Annotated in this window: 20 protein-coding genes and 1 pseudogene; 3 read left to right on the top strand and 18 right to left on the bottom strand. The window is 43.9% G+C overall.

What is annotated here, in order from left to right:
• Positions 1 to 64 precede the first annotated feature (64 nt).
• The 6 genes and pseudogenes from LOSG293_RS03895 to LOSG293_RS03870 all read right to left on the bottom strand — a co-directional run bounded on the left by LOSG293_RS03895 (position 65) and on the right by LOSG293_RS03870 (position 7,505).
• Entirely contained in the window at positions 65 to 1,027 is a 963-nt protein-coding gene (locus LOSG293_RS03895; RefSeq protein WP_034527251.1) for an ABC transporter ATP-binding protein, read from the bottom strand.
• Positions 1,027 to 2,118, bottom strand: coding sequence for an ABC transporter ATP-binding protein (locus LOSG293_RS03890; protein WP_034527248.1), 1,092 nt, complete (start codon positions 2,116 to 2,118; stop codon positions 1,027 to 1,029). The genes LOSG293_RS03895 and LOSG293_RS03890 overlap by 1 nt, the downstream gene beginning before the upstream one ends.
• A gap of 14 nt (positions 2,119 to 2,132) precedes the next feature.
• Positions 2,133 to 3,161 (bottom strand): ABC transporter permease, encoded by a 1,029-nt coding sequence (locus LOSG293_RS03885; RefSeq protein ID WP_034527245.1) that lies wholly within the window; start codon positions 3,159 to 3,161, stop codon positions 2,133 to 2,135.
• A 9-nt stretch (positions 3,162 to 3,170) separates the two neighbouring features.
• Positions 3,171 to 4,100, bottom strand: coding sequence for an oligopeptide ABC transporter permease (gene opp3b, locus LOSG293_RS03880; protein WP_034527242.1), 930 nt, complete (start codon positions 4,098 to 4,100; stop codon positions 3,171 to 3,173).
• Positions 4,101 to 4,233: 133 nt separating this feature from the next.
• Positions 4,234 to 5,826, bottom strand: a pseudogene (locus tag LOSG293_RS03875) (peptide ABC transporter substrate-binding protein).
• A gap of 41 nt (positions 5,827 to 5,867) precedes the next feature.
• Entirely contained in the window at positions 5,868 to 7,505 is a 1,638-nt protein-coding gene (locus LOSG293_RS03870) for a peptide ABC transporter substrate-binding protein (RefSeq protein ID WP_034527239.1), read from the bottom strand.
• A 327-nt stretch (positions 7,506 to 7,832) separates the two neighbouring features.
• Between LOSG293_RS03870 and hflX the strand changes: the two genes are divergently transcribed.
• A complete protein-coding gene (gene hflX / locus LOSG293_RS03865) occupies positions 7,833 to 9,104 on the top strand; it encodes a GTPase HflX (protein WP_034527237.1) in 1,272 nt (423 codons plus the stop codon).
• Positions 9,105 to 9,164: 60 nt separating this feature from the next.
• On the opposite strand, the gene LOSG293_RS03860 is transcribed toward hflX, so the two are convergent.
• The 10 genes from LOSG293_RS03860 to LOSG293_RS03815 form a co-directional block, all read right to left on the bottom strand.
• Positions 9,165 to 10,088, bottom strand: coding sequence for an L-lactate dehydrogenase (locus LOSG293_RS03860; RefSeq protein WP_034527236.1), 924 nt, complete (start codon positions 10,086 to 10,088; stop codon positions 9,165 to 9,167).
• A 175-nt stretch (positions 10,089 to 10,263) separates the two neighbouring features.
• The gene (locus LOSG293_RS03855; protein ID WP_034527235.1) at positions 10,264 to 10,920 is read right to left on the bottom strand and encodes an amino acid ABC transporter permease; all 657 of its coding nucleotides are present in this window, start codon (positions 10,918 to 10,920) and stop codon (positions 10,264 to 10,266) included.
• Positions 10,921 to 10,932: 12 nt separating this feature from the next.
• Positions 10,933 to 11,571, bottom strand: a complete 639-nt coding sequence (locus LOSG293_RS03850; protein WP_034527233.1) for an amino acid ABC transporter permease — start codon at positions 11,569 to 11,571, stop codon at positions 10,933 to 10,935.
• Positions 11,568 to 12,401: a transporter substrate-binding domain-containing protein gene (locus LOSG293_RS03845; RefSeq protein ID WP_034527230.1), complete on the bottom strand. Its 834-nt coding sequence runs from the start codon at positions 12,399 to 12,401 to the stop codon at positions 11,568 to 11,570. Before LOSG293_RS03845 ends, LOSG293_RS03850 begins: the two co-directional genes overlap by 4 nt.
• Positions 12,402 to 12,415: 14 nt before the next feature.
• The gene (locus LOSG293_RS03840; protein WP_034527226.1) at positions 12,416 to 13,159 is read right to left on the bottom strand and encodes an amino acid ABC transporter ATP-binding protein; all 744 of its coding nucleotides are present in this window, start codon (positions 13,157 to 13,159) and stop codon (positions 12,416 to 12,418) included.
• Positions 13,160 to 13,406: 247 nt separating this feature from the next.
• Positions 13,407 to 14,237 carry a DUF6681 family protein gene (locus LOSG293_RS03835; RefSeq protein WP_034527223.1) on the bottom strand — a complete coding sequence of 277 codons (831 nt, stop codon included), beginning with the start codon at positions 14,235 to 14,237 and terminating at the stop codon, positions 13,407 to 13,409.
• 16 nt (positions 14,238 to 14,253) lie between these two features.
• Positions 14,254 to 14,661, bottom strand: coding sequence for a hypothetical protein (locus tag LOSG293_RS03830; RefSeq protein WP_081919883.1), 408 nt, complete (start codon positions 14,659 to 14,661; stop codon positions 14,254 to 14,256).
• Between the two features lie 103 nt (positions 14,662 to 14,764).
• On the bottom strand, positions 14,765 to 15,202 hold the full coding sequence (locus tag LOSG293_RS03825; protein ID WP_034527217.1) for a Fur family transcriptional regulator: 438 nt from the start codon (positions 15,200 to 15,202) through the stop codon (positions 14,765 to 14,767).
• Between the two features lie 74 nt (positions 15,203 to 15,276).
• On the bottom strand, positions 15,277 to 15,843 hold the full coding sequence (locus tag LOSG293_RS03820; protein ID WP_034527216.1) for an AAA family ATPase: 567 nt from the start codon (positions 15,841 to 15,843) through the stop codon (positions 15,277 to 15,279).
• Positions 15,844 to 15,956: 113 nt separating this feature from the next.
• Positions 15,957 to 17,603: a peptide ABC transporter substrate-binding protein gene (locus LOSG293_RS03815; protein WP_235786801.1), complete on the bottom strand. Its 1,647-nt coding sequence runs from the start codon at positions 17,601 to 17,603 to the stop codon at positions 15,957 to 15,959.
• Between the two features lie 109 nt (positions 17,604 to 17,712).
• On the opposite strand from LOSG293_RS03815, the gene LOSG293_RS03810 reads away from it, so the two are divergent.
• A complete protein-coding gene (locus tag LOSG293_RS03810; RefSeq protein WP_034527214.1) occupies positions 17,713 to 20,139 on the top strand; it encodes a Xaa-Pro dipeptidyl-peptidase in 2,427 nt (808 codons plus the stop codon).
• Between the two features lie 67 nt (positions 20,140 to 20,206).
• On the opposite strand, the gene LOSG293_RS03805 is transcribed toward LOSG293_RS03810, so the two are convergent.
• A complete protein-coding gene (locus LOSG293_RS03805) occupies positions 20,207 to 21,082 on the bottom strand; it encodes a DegV family protein (RefSeq protein ID WP_034527212.1) in 876 nt (291 codons plus the stop codon).
• Positions 21,083 to 21,217: 135 nt separating this feature from the next.
• On the opposite strand from LOSG293_RS03805, the gene LOSG293_RS03800 reads away from it, so the two are divergent.
• The gene (locus LOSG293_RS03800; protein WP_034527209.1) at positions 21,218 to 22,129 is read left to right on the top strand and encodes a proline-specific peptidase family protein; all 912 of its coding nucleotides are present in this window, start codon (positions 21,218 to 21,220) and stop codon (positions 22,127 to 22,129) included.
• 44 nt (positions 22,130 to 22,173) lie between these two features.
• On the opposite strand, the gene LOSG293_RS03795 is transcribed toward LOSG293_RS03800, so the two are convergent.
• Positions 22,174 to 22,905, bottom strand: coding sequence for a YoaK family protein (locus LOSG293_RS03795; RefSeq protein ID WP_051907200.1), 732 nt, complete (start codon positions 22,903 to 22,905; stop codon positions 22,174 to 22,176).
• Between the last annotated feature and the right edge of the window lie 61 nt (positions 22,906 to 22,966).

The following is a 22,966-nucleotide window of genomic DNA, read 5'->3' as shown; positions in this document are numbered from 1 at the left end:
CCAAACCCGATTATTTTTTGTCAGGCGCCCTTAATCCTCAGGGCCACCCAATTGTTGTCGCTCTCTAATCCTTCACCAATGACTCTGCTTGCGCACGCTTCTGGTACATTGGAATTTCGTCCTCACTCGCACGAACCCAATGACGTGGTGAAATTTCAACCATTTTTCGTTCCTTATCATCGTGTTCAAGCTTGGCATCATAATCCAATTGTTGACGTGTCCGCTCGTACTCTGGATCCGGAACTGGAACAGCAGAAATCAAACTCTTCGTGTAATCATGCAATGGGTGCGCATAAATTTCATCGGCATCCGCAATTTCCAGCATCTTACCGTAATGCATAACCCCAATACGATCACTGATGTACTTAACCATTGAAAGGTCATGCGCGATGAACAAGTAAGTCAACTTACGTTCACGTTGCAGGTCCTTCAACAAGTTAACCACTTGGGCTTGAATGGAAACATCCAAGGCTGAAATAGGTTCATCAGCGATAATAAAGTTAGGTTCCAAAGCCAATGCTCTGGCAATCCCAATCCGTTGTCGTTGACCACCAGAGAATTCATGAGGGTAACGACTTGAGTGGTCTTTGTTCAAACCAACTGTTTCCAGCAAGTCTTCCACTCGTTTGCTACGGTCGTCATCGTCCTTAGCCAAATGGTTAATGTCGATTCCTTCCGCCACAATATCCTTAACCTTCATCCGTGGGTTCAATGATGCATACGGATCTTGGAAAATCATTTGCATGTCACGACGGAATTTCTGCATCTTCTGACGGTCTTTTAAGCCAATGATTTCTTCACCATTAAATTTAATGGAGCCACTCGTTGGTTGGTATAAGTGAATGATAGCTCGACCAATCGTGGTCTTACCTGAACCAGACTCACCAACCAAGCCAAAGGTTTCACCTTCGTAAATATCGAATGAAATGTCATCAACCGCACGCACTTCATCTGACTTGCCAACGTTGAAGTATTGCTTCAAATGGCTTACTTCTAGAACTTTTTTGCCGTTTTCGTAGTCAACCATTATAGCTCCTCCTCTTCCTTAACAGGTTGTTTAGCTTCGTCAGCTAACGCTTGTTGCATTTTTTTGTACTTCTTTTGACGTTCAACGATTTGCGCTGGTGGCGTTACTGCTGGTGCATCCGGATGGAGCAACCAAGTAGCCGCATAGTGCGTATCGGAGACCTTGAAGAATGGTGGTTCTTGTTGCGTATCAATCTTCATCGCGTACTCGTTACGAGGCGCAAACGCATCCCCTGTTGGTGGATCCAACAAATCAGGAGGCGTTCCTGGGATTGAAGGCAATGAATCATCTGCTGTATCCAAGGTTGGCATTGAGTTCAACAAGCCCCAAGTATATGGGTGCTTTGGATCATAGAAGATTTCGTCAACCGTTCCGTATTCCACGATTTTACCCGCGTACATAACGGCAACTCGATCAGCCATCCCAGCAACAACACCCAAGTCATGGGTGATGAAAATGATGGAAGTTGAAATCTTGTCTTGAAGTTCCTTCATCAAACGCAGGATTTGCGCCTGAATCGTCACGTCCAAAGCAGTCGTTGGTTCATCAGCAATAATGATTTCTGGGTAGTTAATCAACGCAATCGCGATGACGATCCGTTGACGCATCCCACCAGAGAATTGGTGCGGATAATCGTTAATTCGATTTTCAGCATCCGTAATACCAACCAACTTCATCATTTCGAGCGCTTGTTTCATCGCTTTATCACGCTTCATCCCTTTGTGAATCATAAGGGGTTCAGCAATTTGACGACCAATTTTCATCGTTGGGTCCAATGACGTCATTGGATCCTGGAAAATTTCAGCAATTTCAGCCCCACGCATGGACTGAAGTTCCTTGTCGTTCATTTTTAAAATATCCTTATCATGGAACATCAAACTACCCTTAACCACTTTGGCATTTGAGGCGTTCAAGCCCATGATAGAACGGGTTGTAACCGTCTTACCTGATCCGGATTCACCAACGATTGCCAGCGTTTCGCCCTTGTGGAGGTCGAAGCTAACATCACGGATGGCCTTAACCGTTCCGGCATAAGTATTGAAATTAATGGTTAAATCTTTAACTTGGAGAATTTTTTCTGTACTTTGCATAGTTGTTAGTTCACCTACCCTCTAGATTGTGATTGTGGATCAAAGGCGTCACGAAGACCATCACCGAAGAGGTTGAAGGCAATCATGATAATCGACAGAACGATCGCTGGATACCACATTTGATAAGGTAAAAATTGGAAGTTCTTTTGGCCATCATTCAGCAACGTACCAAGTGAAGCTTTTGGTGAGCTAATCCCAATACCGATATACGAGAGTAGCGCTTCGAAGAAGATGGCGTTAGGAATCGTGAACATGGTTTGGATAATGATGACACTTGATAGATTAGGTAATAAATGTTTGAAAGCAATTTTGAAGGAACTTTCACCCAAGGTTTCGGCAGCCAGAACATATTCTTGCTCCTTAATTTCTAGGGTTTGGGCCCGGACAAGTCGTGCCATCGTGGTCCAACCCGTAAAGGCGATGGCCAAGATGATTGACGTCATTCCTGGCTTCAAGATCAGGATTAACAGCACGATAACCACCAAGTTAGGGATTGAAAGGATAATTTCAATCACCCGTTGCATGAAGTTATCAACACGGCCACCCTTCCAGCCAGAAACGATACCGTAAGTAACACCAATTGTTAAATCAAAGAACGTTGCCACAACGGCAATAATCAATGAAATCCGAGTACCGTAAAGCATCCGTGATAACAGGTCACGACCAAGATAGTCAGTACCAAAGATGTAATGAACGTTTGCGCCCGCACCAGCTTGGGCATAGGCGTTAACCCGTTCACCGGCTTGAACCAGCGTCCCGTTTAACCCGTTAATACCAATGCCAGGCCACTTAGGTGGAAGGTTGGCAAACTGTGGGTTAACCGCATTAGGATCGTGTGGTGACCACAGAATTGAACCGAAAGCCAGGATAAAGAAGAGGATTAAGATCCACATCGAAATGACGGCTCCTTTGTTCTTCTTCAAACGACGCCAAGCATCTTGGACGAATGTTAGTGACGGTGCAGCAATTTTTTCGCTATCTAGCGTATCGCCCTTCGTTAGCTTTTCAAAACTATCGAGAGGGAGTTTAATTTCATCAGCCATAATTATTCTCTACCCCCTGCTTCCTGAGATTCGGATTCGTGGATCGATGATGCCGTATACGATATCCGTAAGCAGCAACACAATCGTCAACATGAAACTATAAACAATGGTTAGACCCATGATGGTTGGGTAATCATTCGTCAAAACAGATTGAACGAATTGGTTACCAATACCAGGGATTGAGAAGATGTTTTCAATAACCATTGATCCAGTCATGATGTTAACGGCCAGTGGTCCAATAATGGTAACCAGCGGAATCAAACTGTTCCGCAGAGCATGATGATAAATCACACCTGTTTTGCTGAGTCCCTTTGCCCGAGCAAGCTCGATATAATCAGAACTCAACACATCCACCATTTCCGTTCGGACGAAACGAGCCGATTCAGCCAATGGTGCCATCGCCAACGCTAAGGTTGGCAGCACGGTGTAGCTGAAGCCACCCCAGTCCGCAATTGGGAACCAGCCAGCCTTCAAACCCAAGAAGTATTGAAGCACAACGGCCAAGACGAAACTTGGAATCGAGATTCCGAGAATTGAAATAATTGTTGTGGCACTATCCATCCATGTATTCCGTTTAACGGCACCAAAGGCACCGACAACGATCCCGATAATGACACCGATCACCATAGCTTGGGCACCTAATTGAACAGAAGCGCCAATCCGGCTAGAGATCAAATATGAAACGGGTTGATCACTAAATTGGAAGGAAGTTCCGAAATCACCGTGGGTTGCATTGATTAAGTAGTCAATGTATTGAACCCAAACCGGCTTATCCAAACCATATTGCTTATAAATCAAAGCAATTTGTTCTGGCGAAAGTTTTTCTTGGTTCGTAAGTGGCGTACCGGGCATTAACTTCATCAAGAAGAACGTGATGGTCGTCACGATAAACAAAGTCAAAACCAGGTAGAAGATTCGTTTACCTAGATATCTTGCCATAGTATTTCCTCTCATTTCTAAAAGTCTAAATCATTTCTTAAACCTAATATTTACATCATAAACGTGTAGCCAAAGCACTTCAATATGTAAAAGTAAGGATCGACGACTAAGTCAATCCTTACTTCAGCCAAGTCTATTTAACGACATACATTTCTTTGAAGTTAAATGGTGTTCCGGCGGTGTTGTAAATGACACCCTTCACCTTAGGATTCATCATTTGTGGTTTGCTAGTTTGGAATAATGGAACGACACCTTGGTCCTTCATCAATTCCTGTTCAGCCTTAACCATGTTGCTCCAGCGTTCTGACTCTTCGTTAGCGCCAGCATTGTTTGCTGCATCCATGTACTTATCAAACTTCGCGTTCTTCCAAGAACCGTTGTTTTGTGGGTTGTCGGAAGTCATGATGTTCAAATCGTTTGATGGATCCGCATAGTCAGCGCCCCAAAGGGTAATGACAGCTTGGAAGTTCTTTGAAGCCGAGCGTTGCAAACGCGTCTTGTATGGCAAGCTTAAGTTTTCAACTTTCACTTGTGGGAAGACCTTTTGAAGTTGGCTTTGAATATATTCAGCTGTGTTCTTTTCCTGTGGTGTATTATCTGCACTCAAGGTAAATTCGAGCTTCTTCAACCCGACTTCTTTAAGACCTTCCTTCATTAACTTCTGTGCCTTTGCTTTGTCGTAAGAAATTCCTACGCCATCTGCATCGGCATCTTCAGTAAAGTCGGCACCAGTCTTGGGATTCTTCGCTAAGTCCTTGGTAACAAAACCAGGGGCAACTAACGAGCCATCCGCAATGACATTTTTGACTAATTGCTTACGTTGTAAGGCATAAGAGATCGCCTGACGAATTTTCACATTGCTGAAGGCCTTACCAACCTTTTTATCTTTCCGGTTGAACTCAAGGTAAGCCAGACGACCCATTGGGCGAACCACCATGTTCTTTTTAGACAACATGTTCTTCACTTGTTGTCCTGTTAACGTAGCGGCATCTAACTTACCTGACTGGAATTGGTTTAACGCGGTGTTTGAATCAGCCACAACTTGGTCATGGATCTTCTTCAAAGTGTAAGGTCCGTTTGAAAGAACTGCACTTGATTTTGTCCCGTAAGCCTTACCTTGTTTTTCAACAAATTGTTGATTTTGAGGGAAGAACGGTACAAATCCAAGTAGATACTTGAAGTATGGAATGTTCTTTTCCAAGCTGACCGTCAACTTGTACTTACCATCCGCTTTAATCCCCAAGGTGTTAACGGCTTTTTTACCGTTAATAATCTTGTCGGCATTCTTGATACCTGAGTAGATGTATGAATATTGATCACCAGTCTTAGGATTAACCGTTCGACGCCAACCATAAACGAAATCGTTTGCGGTTACTTCGTCGCCGTTGCTCCACTTGGCCCCCTTACGCAATGTAAATGTCCAAGTCTTGCCATCCTTCGATTGTGTCATCTTGGTTGCCATGCCATCTTCAACCTTGTTGTTCTTGCCTAAACGAACAAGTCCTTCGTTCGTGTTGTTCATCATATTGAAACTGATTTCATCAGTTCCCTTTGAGCTGTCCATGCTTGGCAATTGAGATGATTCCATCCAGTTAACCGTTTAGTCAGCCGCCAGGTTTCCTTTTGATGAACTGCCAGTGTCGCTAGACTTATTGCTGCCACACGCGACCAAAAGTAGCGTTGAAGCGGCAACAGCGAGTGTTGCACTAAGCTTTTTTAAATTCATTTGACTCTCCCCTTATACTCTTACAAAGTATTCAATTATATTTATTTTGCGACGTAAGTTTGACTGTAATCCCATTGTGCGCCGGTTGGGAAGTAGATTAATCCCTTAACCTTAGAGTTCAACAATTGTGCTTTTGCTTGTTGGTAAAGTGGCACAATGGCTTGATCTTTCAAGATGGTCTTTTCGGCGTTTACGAGATTATCCCAACGCTTAGAAGCATTGTTGGCATCGCTGCCTTCAGCGTTCTCAACATATTTGTCGTATTCCTTGTTACTCCATGAACCGTTGTTGTAGCTGTTGCCTGAAGTGAACAATGAAAGGAATGAGATTGGATCTGGGAAATCAGCACCCCATGCTGAGACAACTAGGTCAAAGTTTCCTTTTTTGGAACGATCCAAACGTGTCTTGAATGGTAAGTTTTGGTTGGTAATCTTCAAACCGTCCAATTGCGTCAATTGACTTTGAAGGAATTCAGTTGTCTTCTTAGCGGCATCCGTATCATCAGAAAGAAGATTTAATGATAATGACGACTTACCTTCTTCTTTAAGGGCTTCCTTCCAAAGCTTTTGAGCCTTCTTCACGTTATGCTCTGCAGCAGAACTAACTTTGGCATCTTCTGTAAAGTCTTTATCATCGCGTGTAGCTAAGCCCTTAGATACTAAACTGTTAGAAAGCACTGAACCATCTGCTAAGACATCATTCACAAATTGCTTCTTGTTAATCACTAATGAAATAGCTTGACGGGCTTTCTTGTTCTTAAAGATTGGATCTTTCTTTTCGTTCATTTCGAGGTAGAAAGTTGAAGCAGATAAACGATTGTGTAGGTTCTTATCATTCTTATACTGCTTTACTTGAGTGCCGGAAAGTGTTGTTGCATCCAACTTCTTGCTGTTGAATTGGTTCAAGGCAGTACCAGGATCCTTAAAGACTTGCCAGTGAATCTTCTTAAGCTTAACGTTCTTGGCATTCCAGTACTTGGTGTTCTTAACGTAGTCCCATGAATCACTAGTACCGTTCCAGTGTTCCAACTTGAATGGTCCGTTGTAGACTAAGTTGTCTGAACTTGAAGCGTACTTCTTACCGTCCTTCGTTACTTCTGACTTCAAAAGTGGGAAGAATGGTGCGTTCGCAACTAATTGGTCAAAGTAAGCTTGTGGTTTGCTCAACGTCACGACCAGTTTGTAATCGCCGTCGGCCTTAACGCCAAGTTTGGAAACCGGCAACTTACCAGTGTTAACCTTTTCTTGGTTCTTCACATGGTCAAACAGGTAAGCATACTGAGAAGCGGTCTTTGGATCGTTGGTCCGTTGCCAGGCATAAACAAAATCATGCGCGGTAACTGGTTTGCCGTTGCTCCATTTTGATTTTCTAAGGTTGAAGGTCCAAGTTAATCCGTCCTTAGATTTTGAATAGCTCTTAGCCACCCCTGGTCTAAGCTTAGAATGGTTGCCAAATCTCAGCAGTCCCTCGTTAACATTGTTAAGCACACGGCCACTCGCAACGTCTGTTGATTTTGAACTATCCATTGTTGGAAGTTCGGCACTTTCGGGCAAGTTCAGAATTTGGTCACTGGCCAAACTCTTGCTCGAAGAACTACTATCTTTGGAACCACAGGCAGCCAACAGTACAACTGAAACCGCAGCGACTGCGCCTAGTTTTGCAACTGAACTAATTTTCATGTATACCTCTCCTTTACTTCTCTAGGTCCTCGAAACCTATGTAGTAACTTTTAAAAAAAGTTGAATTTATTGTATATTAGAAAACCATTAAAATCAATGCACCATTTTTAATGAAAGCGGCTATAATTATAACGATTCCCGCTATACAGGCAATGTATGGATTGAATATTTTTTTAAAAAAGCCAATAAATACTCATTTTAAGGTCATTTTTATTTTGAAAATTTTTAAATAATGAGGGATTCCATCATTTACTTCACACAAAAATTCATTCGAACTGGTTAGATGCTATAATGGTGGGAAGAAAACAGACAAAGGATGGTGAGCTAATGGCTGAAACCGAAACAATTAAAGCTGTTGCCATCGGTTTAAACACCGGACAGCGTGACTTTGACTACTCAATGGAAGAGTTGAGTGCTCTAGCCGCTGCCAATAACATCGAAATCGTTGAAACAGTGACACAAAATTTAGATCGACCAGTTTCCGGAACTTATTTTGGTTCTGGTAAGGTTGAAGAACTAGCCCAGATTGTGCTAGATGATGAAGCAACAATGGTAATTGCAAACGACGAATTATCGCCCAGTCAGATTCGGAACCTGGAAAAAGTCGTTAAAGAAGATGTGATTGACCGGACCGGTTTAATCCTCCAAATCTTTGCCGACCGAGCTCAGAGTCGCGAAGCTAAGTTACAAGTGCAACTAGCCAAGTTGCAGTACCAATTGCCCCGTTTGCATACCAGCGCTTCTCAACGGTTAGACCAACAAACCGGGACAAGTAGCGGTGGCGGTTTTACCAACCGTGGTGCGGGTGAATCACAGATTGAATTGAATCGCCGTGTTGTTCAGCGCCAAATCAATCATGTTCGCCATGAGCTGAAGGAAATCAACAAGTCTGAACAAACAAAGCGCCAACAACGGGAACGCAAAGGCCTCCCCATGGTTGCCCTGGTCGGTTATACTAACGCCGGTAAATCAACCATCATGAACGCGCTCGTCCGCCAATTTGGCATGAACGACGATAAGCAAGTTTTCGAAAAGAACATGCTTTTTGCCACGCTAGATACCAGCGTGCGCCAATTGACCTTTGACGATCAAAAACAACTCCTTCTAAGCGATACAGTTGGGTTCGTTGATCATCTACCTACTCACTTGGTTGAGGCGTTTAAATCAACGCTGTATGAGGCTGCTAACGCCGACCTACTAATCCAAGTCGTTGACTCGGCTGATGCCAATCGCGATAACATGATGGCAACGACGATGAAGACGCTATCCGACATTGGTGTCCCTGACCTACCAATGATTACGGTTTATAATAAGGCTGACCTTACTGACCGGGCTTTTCCTAGTCGCGAAGGTGACAGCTTAACCATGTCTGCCAAAGATGCCACATCAGTGGACTTGCTGGTTGATATGGTCCGTGAGAAGGTCTTCACCAACTACGTGACTGCAGAGTTCCTCATTCCATTTGCCAATGGTGATGTGGTCTCTTACCTGAATGACCACGCCAACGTTCTGGAGACGGAATACGTTGAGGATGGAACCAAGGTTAAGGTCGAACTGGAACGAACTGATTACGACCGGTTAAATCAATATTTAATCTAAAAAAACGGGATCATGCTAACGATAGACGCTAGCATGATTCCGTTTTTAAATTGGTCTTAATTAGACTTGGCTTTCAGCGAACTTAGTTTTAATGTAGTCGGCTGAAATTTGAAGTTTATCAAGTTCCTCTTCGGTTAATTCTAATTGAAGTTGTTCAACGATACCGTCACGACCAACGATGGCTGGGTAAGACAAGTAAGTGCCGTACTCTTCACGATAATTGGAAACTGGTAATTCTGTTAAGGCGTCATTCAGGATGGTGTTTGCAAGAAGCACTGCAGCCGTCGCCACCCCGTAATTAGTGTATTTCTTGCCACTGAAGACGACGAAACCACCTGATTTGGCTTCATGATCCAGTGCTTCCAGGTCAAGGCCTTTCTCTTCGGCAACTTCAGCAATAGGCTTACCCAATACGCGCACGGTTGACCAAGCTGTAAATTGAGAATTACCATGCTCTCCCAAGTTATAGCCAGCGACTGAACGTGAATCAATTTGAAGTTGCTCGGAAACCGCGCGTTTCATGCGTGCAGAGTCTAGTAACGTTCCCGTTCCAATCACGTGGCTCTTTGGTAAGCCGGTCACCTCTTGGTAAATTGAGGTAATGACATCAACCGGATTTGTAATCACCACGATTTTGCCATCAAAGCCAGAATTCTTGATATTTTGAGCCACGTTCCGGGCCTGGGCACTTGTGAATGGTAGCTCAGCAAAACGGTCGTTGTTGGCGTTATCCTGCAACTTGATATTTCCAAGCGCTGAAATAATGACGTCTGCATCCGCTAATGCATCATAATCGTTTACGGTAATATTCGTGTGAAACGGCAGGTTGGGCATTGCGTCCTGTAAATCAATGGCATCCGCAACAACCTTCCCCTCGTTAGTGTCGATTAACACCAAGTCATCAGTGAAACCGTTCGCCAAGATGTAGTGAGCGGCAGTTGATCCCACGTTTCCCATTCCAATAACAGCTATTTTGCGACTCATAAGTTCACCTCATAAATTAAAATTTGAATTTAAGTATCATTCTAATCTATTCTTAATCATTCGCCTAGTTATTTTTCATTTAATTTCAAAAGGACCAGTTTCAGTGAACGCACACTGAAACTGGTCCTTTTTATTAAAGCTCAAGTGCAAACGATTTATGACGCAACTTGTTTCTTTATGCCATTCGTTTCTCTAAGTAACGGGAAACCAATGAAAGTGCATAACACACCACGAAGTACATGATGGCAAGCATCAAGAACATCGGAATGATGTAGTTGGTGTTTTGACCATACACGATTTGCGTGTTGTGCATGACGTCTGGCAAGACAATGATCGTTGCCAAAGACGTATCCTTAATCAACGAAATAAATTGACTCACGATAGCAGGAATCATTTTCTTCATTGCTTGTGGCAAAATGATGTGCCAAAGCGCTTGGGTGTAAGTTAACCCGTTTGCACGGGCTCCTTCCATTTGGCCCCAATCAACTGCTTGAATCCCAGAACGCACAATTTCAGCGAGCATAGCGGATTCAAAGACAATCATTGCGATAATGGTTGCCCAAATACTACTTGGCTTCAAACCGATGCTTGGCAAACCGAAATAGATAAAGAAGATAATCAGCAGCAATGGTAGGTTCCGGATCAGGTCGATCACGAAGCCGACAACTGCAGATAAGTACTTAATCTTAACGTAACGGATAATTCCTAAAATGGCACCGATAATGTAACTACCGATGATGGAAATAATTGAAACAAAAATTGTGATGCCTAACCCTGCAAGAAGATATCTTAGGTTCATAAGGGAATAGGCGTTGATAAAGTCATTTAACATTGTCCATTCCTCCTATGCTAATTTCTTTTCCAGGTGCCGCATGTAGTAACTGAGCGGCATGGTAATGACAAGGTAAAGCACCCCGACTGCCATGTAAGTATTGATTGTTTGCAGTGAATTGGATGCAATGACGTTTCCTTGGTACATCAAATCAAATCCAGCAACGAAGGCCAGAACTGATGAGTTTTTAACTAAGTTAATAAATTGGTTTCCCAATGGTGGGATTACGTACCGGAACGCTTGAGGCAAGATGATGTAGCGCATAGCTTGCCAGAATGTCATTCCGTTGGCACGAGCCCCTTCCATCTGACCGGATTCAACTGAGTTAATTCCGGAACGAACGGTTTCAGCAATAAAGGCGGACGTGTAAATGGTCAACCCAATTGTACCAGCAGTAAAACCGTCTATTTTAGCAACCATCAGCGGAATAACCACGTAGAAGAACATCGTGATAACCAGTAATGGAATGTTCCGAAAAACTTCAATGTAAATTCGTGCGATGATTCGCAACGCTTTAATTGGCGTTGTTTCGAAAATAGCGAACATCGAGCCGATAATCAAACTAAAGAATAGCGCGATGACACTGCACAACAGTGTGTTTCCCAGACCGAGAAGGAGGTCTGCACCATAGTTTTGAAAGATATTAATCATCGTTTGGCCTCCTCATAGTTAAATCCTGGTACGTTTCCAAACCACTTCTTCAAAATCCGGTTGTATTCGCCAGATTTTTCAATTTTGGCCAGTGCCGTATTCAATGATTGTCTGAATTCAGTCTGACCTTGATTGACAGCAATTCCATATGGTTCTTCAGTAAATGTGCCACCGACAACAACATATCCGGGGTTTTCGGCTGCCATCCCGTATAAAATACCGTTATCAGTCGTCAAAGCATCCCCTTGACCAGATTTCAAAGCGGTCAAAGCTTGTGCGTAATCTGACAATTGAAGTAGTCGCGCTTTAGGCGCGTACTTGCCAATATTTTCAACAGAGTTGGATCCCACAACACCAAGAACCGTTTTGCCCTTCTGGTTAAGGTCCTTAACGTTATGAATTGGACTCCCCTTTTTAACCAGTAATGCTTGACCGGCATCAAAGTAGGAGTTTGTAAAGTCAACCTGCTTTTCCCGTTCGGGGGTAATCGTCATGGTGGCGATAATCCCGTCGATGTTCCCATTTGCTAGTAATGGAATCCGAGTTTGGCTGGTCACTTGAACAAACTTAGCTTGACCTTTTGAACCTAAAACTTGTTTCGTTAAGGCTTTGGCGATATCAACTTCAAACCCTTTAATTCGGTTATCCTTGATATCCATTAAGCCAAAAAGCTTGGTATCCGCCTTAACACCCCATGTAATCGTGTTGCTCTTTTCAGAGTTCGTTAAAACGTTTTGTTCGGATAATGGCTTGGCGCCACAAGAAGTCAGCACAATAAGTGCCGCACACAGGGCCGCCATCACACCGATGTAACGGATAATTTTTTTCATCGTGTAAACCCCTCTTAACTGTGCGTAATGATCTTCCCTAGGAATTGACGTGCCCGTTCGTTTGACGGTTGGCCATCAAAGAAGGTCTCTTTACTATCGTCTTCCAAAATTTGACCGTCCGCCATAAAGATAACTCGGTTGGCCACTTCGCGAGCAAAGCCCATTTCGTGGGTCACCACAAGCATCGTCATTGAGGAATCGCGCGCGATATCCTTCATAACGTTAAGCACATCATCAATCATTTCTGGGTCAAGGGCACTAGTTGGTTCATCAAATAAGAGTGCCTTTGGTTCCATGGCCAATGAGCGAGCAATCGCAATACGTTGTTGTTGTCCACCAGAAAGTTGGGCTGGCATCTTGCTAGCTTGATCAGCTAACCCGACCCGATCCAAAAGATCCATTGCTAGTTTCTTGTTGGCAGCTTCATCCTTTTTCAAAACGATGCGTGGGGCGAGCATGATGTTTTCCAAAATGGTCTTGTTAGCATACAAATTAAAGTGTTGGAAAACCATTCCGACATTTTTTCTGATACGGTTCATGTCAGTCTTTTTGTTGGCCAAATCTTGACCGTTTACAATAAGTTGTCCTTCTTCGATTCGTTCCAAACCATTAATGGTTCGGATGAGTGTTGACTTACCAGATCCAGATGGTCCGATTAAAACCACCGTTTCGCCAGCATCAATAGTTAGGTTAATATTTCTCAATGCGTGATAGTCGCCGTAATACTTTTGAACGTCATGAAATTCGATCATTGACATAGTTAAACCCTCCACTTTTCTCTTCTCATAAGAGACTTATAAATGAAAATCAGGGGATCAAAGCACATCCCCTGTCACAATTTCTAACATCAAATTGTGTCTCTGTTGAATATTCTAAACCAAAAACCCCTAGCGGTCAAAATTTATTGTTCAAAAACCCTATCAAATCGGCTGTTTATCGGCTTTTTTCGAACAAAGAAAAACAGCTAAAACCTGGATTTTAGCCGTTTTATCTTTACTTATTATACTAATGTTTCTTTTCGTATGCGAGTTGTACCGTAATGGTAAACGGTTCATCATGCTCAATTGGTTGATTCCGTCCCATCACCTTAAATGGACCGCCCATTAACGTGGCCGCCGCTAGATAAAGTTGAACGCGATCTCTAACTGCAGCAACTGGCTGTAATCCGACTGACGAGACAACGCCAATTTCTCGTTTCTCTGCTTGGTTCATCCCACCGAAGATCACGAGCTGACCGTCACGTTCACGCATTTCAAAGTATGGTAACAAGACGCCAGGACCAATTGCGTAAACGGGTTTATCGTTGGCGGTTAGTTGGCGCCCAATTTGGTCCTCTGACAAACCGCTATAATCAGTCGTAATGAGATTTTGTTGTTGCAAGCGACCTGCTAGTTCATCAATATTCATCTGTTGTAACGATGAAATTTGCAGTTTCCCTGGTAATACCTTCTTCTGGTCAAAATAGCCGTTAGCCGGAATATTTTGCGCCATTCGGGAACGTGTTGCCTCAAGTTCCTTCTTTTCAGCTTCCGCCTGCGGATTAAAGCCAAACGTTTTTCCCATAAATCTTTCAATTACTGGGGAGATATCAAATGGCGGTTTTTTCGTCGTGAAATAATAGAAAATGTTCATGATGGAAAAATACAATAGGATAATGGCCGCCAACATGATGAGTGACCCGCGTAAATAGTACTGATTGCTTAGCCATCTAAATGCAACATAGAAGAGGTATAAGTCGCCAAGCATCCCTAGCACGGTGTAGATTCGATTTTTAAACTTAATGTTGATATTGAAATAACCCAGATAGTGGTTGACCATATCAAGAAAACTAAACACTGCTTATCCCTCCTCGCTAGTATGCATCTTGCTCTTCATCATCCGTGGTAGTCGTGCTAGACGATTCCTCGTTTGTGCCGCTAGATGACTCTTCGTTCGTTGTATTTGTACTGGTTGATTTTTTATTGGTTGCCGATGATGTCCGTCTTGCTGATGATGTTTCCGTTGTGCTCGACGCCTTCTTTGAGCTAGAACTGCTGGAACTCTCATCTTCATCAGAAGACTCACTTTCACTATCACTAGAGCTAGAACTTGAACTTGGGATGGACGAAGAACTGGAGCTAATACTACTTGATTCCTCGGTCCTTGGTGAGCCCTCATTGGTTTTGGAAACCGAGTTCACCACAACATTGGTCGCACTCAGCGCCAGGGCAATCGATAGGATTGCGAAAGGCGTGAGAAACGGCGGTGTTCTGTATGCCAATTTGTGCTCCTCCTTTTTAAAACTAGTTGCTAATAGTATCGCAAACAAATCTGAATATACAATAAAATAAACCTTAATATTTCACTAAGGTTTATTGGCTCAATCAACTATTCAACTTAGCGTTACAATCCGCACAAAGACCATAGATTTCAAATCGATGGGTGTTGATTTTGTAGCCTGGTAGTGCAGCTTGGAATCGATCCATTGGACAATCGTCCACTTCCTCCACCTTACCACAGTTCTCACAGATAAAATGGTGATGATGACTGTGCTGGAAATCACATTGGTATTTAACGACGCCTTGACCACCTTGAATTCGTTGTTCGACCATGCCGGCGTCTTCAAATTCCTTCAAGTTGCGATAAATCGTGTTATGGCTCATACCAGGAAATAGGCCACGCATGTACTCGTCCACTAAGGTCACTTCATGATAATGATCTTGATGGTCCAGCAAGTAGTCTAAAAGTGCTCGCCGTTGCTTCGTGATTTTCAAATGATTGCTTTTTAAAATGTCCAGTGCATCTGCAAGCGTTTGTTGCATAGGAGCCTCCGTTTGTTTTCTAAATAATAATCATTACGTTTTACATAGTTTATCACATTTCAGCCAAAAGCCAACTATTCCGCGTTAACCTGCAAGCTGGCCATGATGCCGTCCAACGCTTTTTTGGCCTCCGCCAAGTGGTCATTTAAAACAACCTTGGCCTTTCCCTGTAATTCTGCAGGCAGTTCTAGGTCGCGGCGGTACTCGTCACTCTCCAGACGATGATCGATAGCGTTAGGATCATCCCCACGTTCCGTAATCCGCTGTTGCAACGTTTGTCCCTGTGAAACCGTCAGAAAAATGATAACGGCTTGATCACCCAATTTTTCTGCATACGTAATCGCACCCTGGGTATCGAGAACAATACTTAAAAATGGTGAATTAGCCCAGCCCCGTTCAAGAGCTTCATAAGATGATCCATACTGGTGACCGTCGTAAATAACAGACTCTAAAAAGTGACGTTTTGCAAACGTATCGTCCGTTTCAAAGTAGTAGTCTACGCCGTCTACCTCGCCGACCCGTGGTACTCGGGTGGTATGGGTAATAACACGGGGTACTTGGTAAGCCTCGCGGAGATACTCACTCACAGTTGTTTTTCCCGTCCCGGTTGCGCCAGTGATGACGATAATTCGATTATGCATGTTGGGGTCCGTCCTTTAAGCGAAATTAATTAACTCCTATAATAGCTTATTTTCTCAAAGAGGCAAAGTAGACGGATAGAAAAAGGACGTCGCTCACGCGACGCCCTTCAAAGTTAACTATTAATTTTGACGTTTCGATAGAACAATGTCGTCCCGTATGGTGAAACGGCAAGTCCCTTCACTTTCGGATTCTGTAGATAGGCATTGGCGCCTTGGAATACAGGTGCCATAAAGGCGTCACGCTGGACCACCTGCTGTTCGGCATTTTTCAATACCTGATAACGCTCGGTCGAATCCGTTGCGTATTTTCCACGCGCTTCTTTTAAATCGTTCCAGTAAGTCTTGTTCTTGTAATCTGAGTCTAAGTGGTAAGCCCCACCATCACCGATAAAGTTAATTGGATCGGCGAAATCAGGTGCCCAGGTACCATAGACAAAGTCGAAGTTGTACGCTGTGGTCATTCGCAAACGTTGCTTTAATGGCACTTGATGAATCGTCACGTGCAACCCTGGCAAGTTCTTCTCATACTCTGCCTGAAGATACTCAACCACCTGCTTGGCTTCTGGGGTGTCAGCTGCCAAAATCTGGATGCTGGCAGACTTGATACCTAACTGCTTCTTGGCAAGTGCCCATTCTGCCTTAGCCTTCTTAAGGTCGTATGGTACCAAATCACCACTGTACTTTCGGAAGTCTTCTCCGGTCTTAGGATTGAACGTAAAGTTGGCTGGTACGATGCCGTTCAATGGCGTTGAGCCATCTTTCATCACTTGCTTCGTCAATGCTTTTTTGTTGAAGCTCATGGCGAGCGCCAAACGAACGTGGCGGTTTCCCGTCACTTTTCGCTTGGTGTTGAAGCCAAGATAGCCAATTGAAGGCGATTTCTTGACGTGAAAACCAGCCTTGTTTTGATAACGAGAAACGTACTCGTTGCTCAACATTGTGTAATCTAACTTCTTCGTCTCGAATAAGTTAGCACCCGTTGCCACACTCTTAACGACTTGGACGTCAATCTTCTTAGTCTTGACGGCTTTTTTATCCCAATAATCGTTGTTCTTCACGTACTCCCAAGTATCATTAGTCCCGGTCCACTTCTTCAATAGAAATGGTCCGTTACTAATTAAATGTTTCGAATCCGTGGCGTACTTACTACCCATTTTTTCAACGTAGGCCTTATTCAATGGCATAAACGGTGCCCCTGTCAAAATCTCAGGCAAATACGTGATCGGTGACTCTAGCGTTACTTGCAGGCGATACTTACCCAGTGCTTTAACACCTAATTGACTGACTGGTTTCTTGCCATTACGCACATCGTACCCATTTTTAAGAAAATCCAGTCGCTGTGCGTTTGGTGACGCCGTCTTTGGATTGCCTAGCTGTTGCCAAGCGTAGACAAAGTCGGCAGCTGTAACAGATTGACCGTTAGACCACTTACTGTGTTGTAGCGTGTAAGTATAAACGGTTTTATCCTTATTGGTCGAAACCGTCTTCGCCAGCGCTTTAACTGGTTGGCCCTTCGCGTTAAACCGGTAAAGGCCCTCAAACGTATTTTGAATGGCTTCAACGCTCCCCGTATCAGAGTATTTCACGCTGTTAGCCGACCCGATGTTGGCATTCGTCCCCACCGTTAAAGTACTATCTTGCGTGTTGCTCGTCTTACCGCCGCATGCGGCTAAAATAATGGCTAATCCCAAACTAATTGTAACTAATCCAATCATGTTTCGCTTTTTCATAATCTCACCCTTTAATATTAATACCTTCATTCTACCACCTAAAAGCTTACGCTATCGGCTTTTAAAGTCAATCAATTCGACTTTATGGCACTCTCGTCGGAATTATTAGCGTATAATTAGAATAAATGGAGGTCTTGCTATGAAAATTAATCAATTTGCGCGTCTTGAGGTCGATTTTGAGACGGAACTCACTGAACTTCAGCGCATTCATTTTATCGAAACTACTGACATTGTGACCCAATCACCTACTGAAGTGCTAGCGGCGTTACTTCATCTTTGTTATCCTGAAATGCCAACGCAACAGGGCGTTGATTTCAAACTCAGCACCTTGCTCGTTGATGCCCATACTAATACATACGATTTTATTCAGAACGAGCACGAAATTTCTCAGGCTCATTTTTATAACTTGGCCATGCAGTTACTCCAATTTGAAGTAGATTTGGACTTCTCATTAGACAACCCAACTGCCGCCATGAGCAAGATGGCCTTACCTTTTATTGCGGCCATGCAGTTAACCACTAAGGATTTGCTCCACGCTTGGTACCTCCTATTAACCACGCACACAAAAAATGGTCAGGTTTTCCTCGACTACCTGACGACTAAAGGTTATTTTGCCGAACTATCAAAGCAAACTGATTTGCCTAAGCCCCTCTTTTTCAATGGTAAGGCTCAAGCCGTCTTCGATACGACGCAACTCATTCGTGAAGTCGTTTACGTGGAATCGGATCAAGATACTGACCATGACGGCAAACGTGATCTTCTAAAAGCTGAAATTTTACGCCCCGTCGAAACGGATGATGGTCTTTCCGTTCCCGTACTTTATACTGCTTCACCCTACAATCAAGGAACCAATGATGAGGATGGCGCGAAACTGACGCACAATGTCGATGTCCCTCTGCAAAAGAAACCCGTGATTACGCCCACGTTAGCTGAACTCGATGCTGCACAGCCCGCCAAGGTTGATTTACCACCAAAGCGAGTGCCAAACGGCGTCGCCACCCACGCTGAACAAAGTTTCGCCCGTGAGTCTTCATACACCTTGAACGACTACTTCCTAGCCCGGGGCTTCGCAGTCGTTTACGCTGCTGGTATCGGCACCATGGAATCGGATGGATTCAGAACAACTGGTGATCCCGAGGAAACGACCTCAACCGTCGCAATCATTGAGTGGTTGGCAGGAGATCGCCAAGCCTTCACCAATAAGACTGATAACGACCTCATCGAAGCCTGGTGGTCAAATGGCCATACCGCTATTACGGGCCGCTCCTACTTAGGAACGCTTGCGATTGCTGCCGCAACTAGTGGCGTGAAGGGGCTTGACACCATCATTTCCGAAGCTGCCATTTCAAGTTGGTACGACTACTATCGTGAAAATGGCCTGGTCATCGCACCCGGTGGTTTCCAAGGTGAGGATGCCGACGTACTGGCTGAAGAAACCTTTTCACGCCAAAAACAAGCGTCCGACTACTATCCAATCAAAGCTGATTGGTTGGCTAGTCTTGAACAAATGGGTCGAGATCAAGACCGTGAGACTGGCAACTATACCCCGTTTTGGGACGCGCGGAATTATCTTAAACAGTTGAAAAACATCAAGGCCGACATTATGATGATCCATGGCCTCAATGATTGGAACGTTAAGCCAAAAAACGTTTGGAAACTCTGGCGAGGACTGCAATCACTACCGGTTCAACAAAAACTAATTTTGCATCAAGGTCAGCACATCTACATCAACAACTTCCGTTCCGTTGATTACACTGATATTGTCAACCTGTGGCTATCCAATAAACTGATGGGTGTGGATAATCATGCCAACGACATTTTGCCAGATGTCCTGGTTCAGGATAATACCAAACCCGAAACGTGGGATACTTACACTGATTGGGGCAATAGTGATGCTTACCTAACTTACCATTTTGACGAAAATCAACTCCTCGAAAAGGCGTCAGCCACCAATACAGTCCAGTTTACAGATCATCTGACGGACGACGCGTTTTCAGCTTACAAATCTGACTACGCTACTTGGCGCCATGATTTAATGACAGCAACGGATTCGCCAATGAGCAGTAATCGGTTACTATTTAAATCCGCCCCACTCGACCACGAACTTGTGCTTGGTGGCCGGCCACAATTAAAACTGCGGGTTGCTTCTAGTCAAGATGTCGGCCTACTGAGTGTCAGACTAGTAGACTACGGCAAGGCCAAACGCCTGTCAGTGAGCCCACAGCTTATTAGCCGTCATGCACTCGATGAAGGTTTCCGTTGGCGAGAAGATGATTTGAAGGAATTTGCCCTCACCAAGGCTAGTGATGCCAAACTGATTTCACTGGGTCACATTAACCTGCAAAATCTGGCCAATGCTTACCAAACCAATGAAATTGTACCTAATCAATTCTACGATTTAACGTTAGGCCTACAGCCAACCGTCTTTCGCCTGCTAAAAGGTCATCAAGTTGGCGTAATTGTCTACGCCACCGATATGGAAATGACCGTTCGTGGCAATCAGGCGATCACGTACCAGTTGGACTTGGCTAATTGTTCCATTGAATTACCGCTTCAGTCAAAATAAGCAAACTAAAACGGAGAACGACTTTGACGTCATTCTCCGTTTTTTCATTGGACTTCTGTCACAACTTCTACATTTTATCCCAATCTCGACTCCAAACGACACCCATCACGCCTTCACCGGTATGGACGCCAATCGATGGCCCAATCTCGCCAGTTTCAACCGTGACGGGTTGTCCACCGGCCATGAAGTTTTCTGCTTCAATAGCTTCAACCCAGCGTGCCTCTTCCTCTGCGTTATTGCCATTAATAATCCCAATTCGAACCGGATAATTCATGTCAGGCAAGGATTCCGCAATGTTTTCTTTGATTTTGTTCAGTGCGCGCTTCATCGTCCGTTCTTTAGACAATGCGACAATCTTTCCGTCTTCAAACGTGAGGATCGGCTTGATTCTCAACAAGTTCCCAATCAATGCGGAACTATTGGTAATACGACCAGTCCTCAAAAGGTGGGACAGGTTGTCCACCGCAAAACGAACGTGGTTGGCATCGCGTAATTTTTCCAATTCTGGCACAATTTCATCGGCATTTTTACCAGCCCGAGCCATCTTGGCAGCTAGTAAGGTTAGCCAAGCTTCCCCTTCGCTAGCCATCTTCGAGTCGAATGGCACAACTTTAATGTTTTCTACCGTTTGCGCGTACGCACTCAGGTTTTCGAAAAACGTTGTGATTCCGCTAGAAAGGTTCACACAAATCACTTCGTCGTAGCCTTCTTCAGCCAACTGATCAAATTCCGCTTGCATCTGTGCCATTGTGACTTGCGCGGTCGATGGCATATTTTTGTCCGCTCGCATTTTATCGTAAAATTCTTTATAGGTAATGGTTTCATTTTCAAGGTAGGTTTGTTGTTCGAAGATCACGGTAATGGAAACGATATGGATTCCCGCCGCTTTTGCAATTGCTGGATCTAAGTAGCTTGCTGTATCTGTGATCACTGCCGTTTTCAAATAAAGTCCTCCTGTGTGTTACCCCTAGTTTTGATTTAGTTTACCTGATTTTAGCCGATTTTCATGAAAGTTGCACGCCCTATCTAATGATTAGTGCTATTATTGTTGTTAATCTATGTTGAAATGAGGGATACCATGAAACAAGGAACAACGATTATGACATTAGATAACGGCTACCATTTATGGACCAACACGCAAGGTGAAGGCGACATTCACCTGTTGGCCTTACACGGTGGTCCTGGTGGCACTCACGAGTACTGGGAAGATACTGCCCAACAACTCAAGAAACAAGGCTTAAACGTACAAGTGCACATGTACGATCAATTGGGTTCCTTCTATTCCGACCAACCCGACTACAGCGACAAAGCAGTTGCTGACAAATATTTAACTTACGATTACTTCTTGGACGAGGTTGAAGAAGTTCGCCAAAAGCTTGGCATCGACAAGTTCTATTTGATTGGTCAATCATGGGGTGGCGCACTCGTTCAAATGTACGCTGCTAAATACGGCGATCATTTGAAGGGCGCAATCATTTCATCAATGGTCGATGACATTGACGACTACGTTAAGCACATTAACCAAGTTCGTGAAACAGCTTTAACGGCTGATCAAGTTGCTTACATGAAGGAACGCGAAGCAGCCGGTGAATACGATGACGCCAAGTACCAAAGCTATGTGGATATTTTGAATGATGGTTATGTTGACCGTAAAAAGCCAGCAGCCATTGCCCACTTAGGTTCAACTATGGCAACACCAGTTTACAACGCTTTCCAAGGTGATAACGAATTCGTCATTACAGGTAAATTGGATCAATGGCACTTTACTGACAAGCTGAAGGACATCAAGGTACCAACCCTGATTACCTTTGGCGAACACGAAACCATGCCATTGGAATCTGCTCGTAAGATGCAAAAAGCCATTCCTCACGCGCGTTTGGAAACAACGCCAGAGGGTGGTCACCACCACATGATTGATAATGCACCCGTTTACTACGATCATTTGGCAAACTTTATTCGCGATGTTGAAGCGGATAACTTTAACGACTAGACTGATAAAAAAGGGTTATGACAAATTTTGTCATAGCCCTTTTTTTAGTGTCTTCTACTCATTCTGGATGCTCGCGTTAGTTCCTCCGTTTCACTGTCCATTTGAACAACACCATCGTAGCGGTGACGGTTTAAATAGACCATTCCACCAATGACCAAAAGTACTGGCACAATCAATGCTGCAGTTTGGATCCACGAAACTGCTAATGCCGTCAAAACGACCCCAGCCAAGAAACCGCCAATGACAATACCGATTGATTTGAGTCGACTTTGCACACCACGATTCTGTTTAATCAAGAGTTCATATAAATTATCGGCGAGATTTCGAATGTTTCCTGTCATCATGAGCGAGGTAAATGGATTGCCTTCCAACTGTCGGAATTGTTGAAGCTGCCCCGCCATCGTCATTGCCAGTAGCACAATGATGAGGACGTTAGAAGCACCAACCCCCATTAAGATAACAATTATCATTAAAATTAATTCATAAATCAAAACCAGAAACGCCTGACGCATAGGCTTTTGATGCATAAAGTGTTGCACAACCTTGACTAAGATGGTCCCGAGGATAAAGGCAAAGATAGCTAATGCGTATCGGCCAACCTTACCGATTTCTCCCTGGTTCAAACTCACACCCATTAAAATCAGGTTCCCAGTTTGCAAGCCGGCAAAAACGCCGCCATGTTCCAAATAGGTATAGGCGTCCACGCCACCTGCAATGGCTGCCAAAATAGCGCCAAAGTATAATTGCTGATAAGCAGGATATTGTTGTGTTCTCAAAAAAATACTCCCTTTCACTCAAGCTGCAGACTAGACTTTATCATGCTCAAGCGATTAGGAG

Source organism: Secundilactobacillus oryzae JCM 18671 (genome assembly GCF_000740055.1).
Taxonomy (GTDB): Bacteria; Bacillota; Bacilli; order Lactobacillales; family Lactobacillaceae; genus Secundilactobacillus; species Secundilactobacillus oryzae.
The sequence above is the reverse complement of the archived record's forward strand: the minus strand, read 5'-3'. Positions and strand labels throughout refer to the sequence as shown.

Excerpts from the sequence above, each read along its gene's own strand:
- LOSG293_RS03860 (WP_034527236.1), bottom strand. The coding sequence starts at position 10,088 with ATGAGTCGCAAAATAGCTGTTATTGGAATGGGAAACGTGGGATCAACT.
- LOSG293_RS03895 (WP_034527251.1), bottom strand. The coding sequence starts at position 1,027 with ATGGTTGACTACGAAAACGGCAAAAAAGTTCTAGAAGTAAGCCATTTG.
- LOSG293_RS03810 (WP_034527214.1), top strand. The coding sequence starts at position 17,713 with ATGAAAATTAATCAATTTGCGCGTCTTGAGGTCGATTTTGAGACGGAA.
- LOSG293_RS03800 (WP_034527209.1), top strand. The coding sequence starts at position 21,218 with ATGAAACAAGGAACAACGATTATGACATTAGATAACGGCTACCATTTA.
- LOSG293_RS03850 (WP_034527233.1), bottom strand. The coding sequence starts at position 11,571 with ATGATTAATATCTTTCAAAACTATGGTGCAGACCTCCTTCTCGGTCTG.
- LOSG293_RS03845 (WP_034527230.1), bottom strand. The coding sequence starts at position 12,401 with ATGAAAAAAATTATCCGTTACATCGGTGTGATGGCGGCCCTGTGTGCG.
- LOSG293_RS03820 (WP_034527216.1), bottom strand. The coding sequence starts at position 15,843 with ATGCATAATCGAATTATCGTCATCACTGGCGCAACCGGGACGGGAAAA.
- hflX (WP_034527237.1), top strand. The coding sequence starts at position 7,833 with ATGGCTGAAACCGAAACAATTAAAGCTGTTGCCATCGGTTTAAACACC.
- opp3b (WP_034527242.1), bottom strand. The coding sequence starts at position 4,100 with ATGGCAAGATATCTAGGTAAACGAATCTTCTACCTGGTTTTGACTTTG.
- LOSG293_RS03825 (WP_034527217.1), bottom strand. The coding sequence starts at position 15,202 with ATGCAACAAACGCTTGCAGATGCACTGGACATTTTAAAAAGCAATCAT.
- LOSG293_RS03840 (WP_034527226.1), bottom strand. The coding sequence starts at position 13,159 with ATGTCAATGATCGAATTTCATGACGTTCAAAAGTATTACGGCGACTAT.
- LOSG293_RS03870 (WP_034527239.1), bottom strand. The coding sequence starts at position 7,505 with ATGAAAATTAGTTCAGTTGCAAAACTAGGCGCAGTCGCTGCGGTTTCA.
- LOSG293_RS03815 (WP_235786801.1), bottom strand. The coding sequence starts at position 17,603 with ATGAAGGTATTAATATTAAAGGGTGAGATTATGAAAAAGCGAAACATG.
- LOSG293_RS03890 (WP_034527248.1), bottom strand. The coding sequence starts at position 2,118 with ATGCAAAGTACAGAAAAAATTCTCCAAGTTAAAGATTTAACCATTAAT.
- LOSG293_RS03855 (WP_034527235.1), bottom strand. The coding sequence starts at position 10,920 with ATGTTAAATGACTTTATCAACGCCTATTCCCTTATGAACCTAAGATAT.
- LOSG293_RS03885 (WP_034527245.1), bottom strand. The coding sequence starts at position 3,161 with ATGGCTGATGAAATTAAACTCCCTCTCGATAGTTTTGAAAAGCTAACG.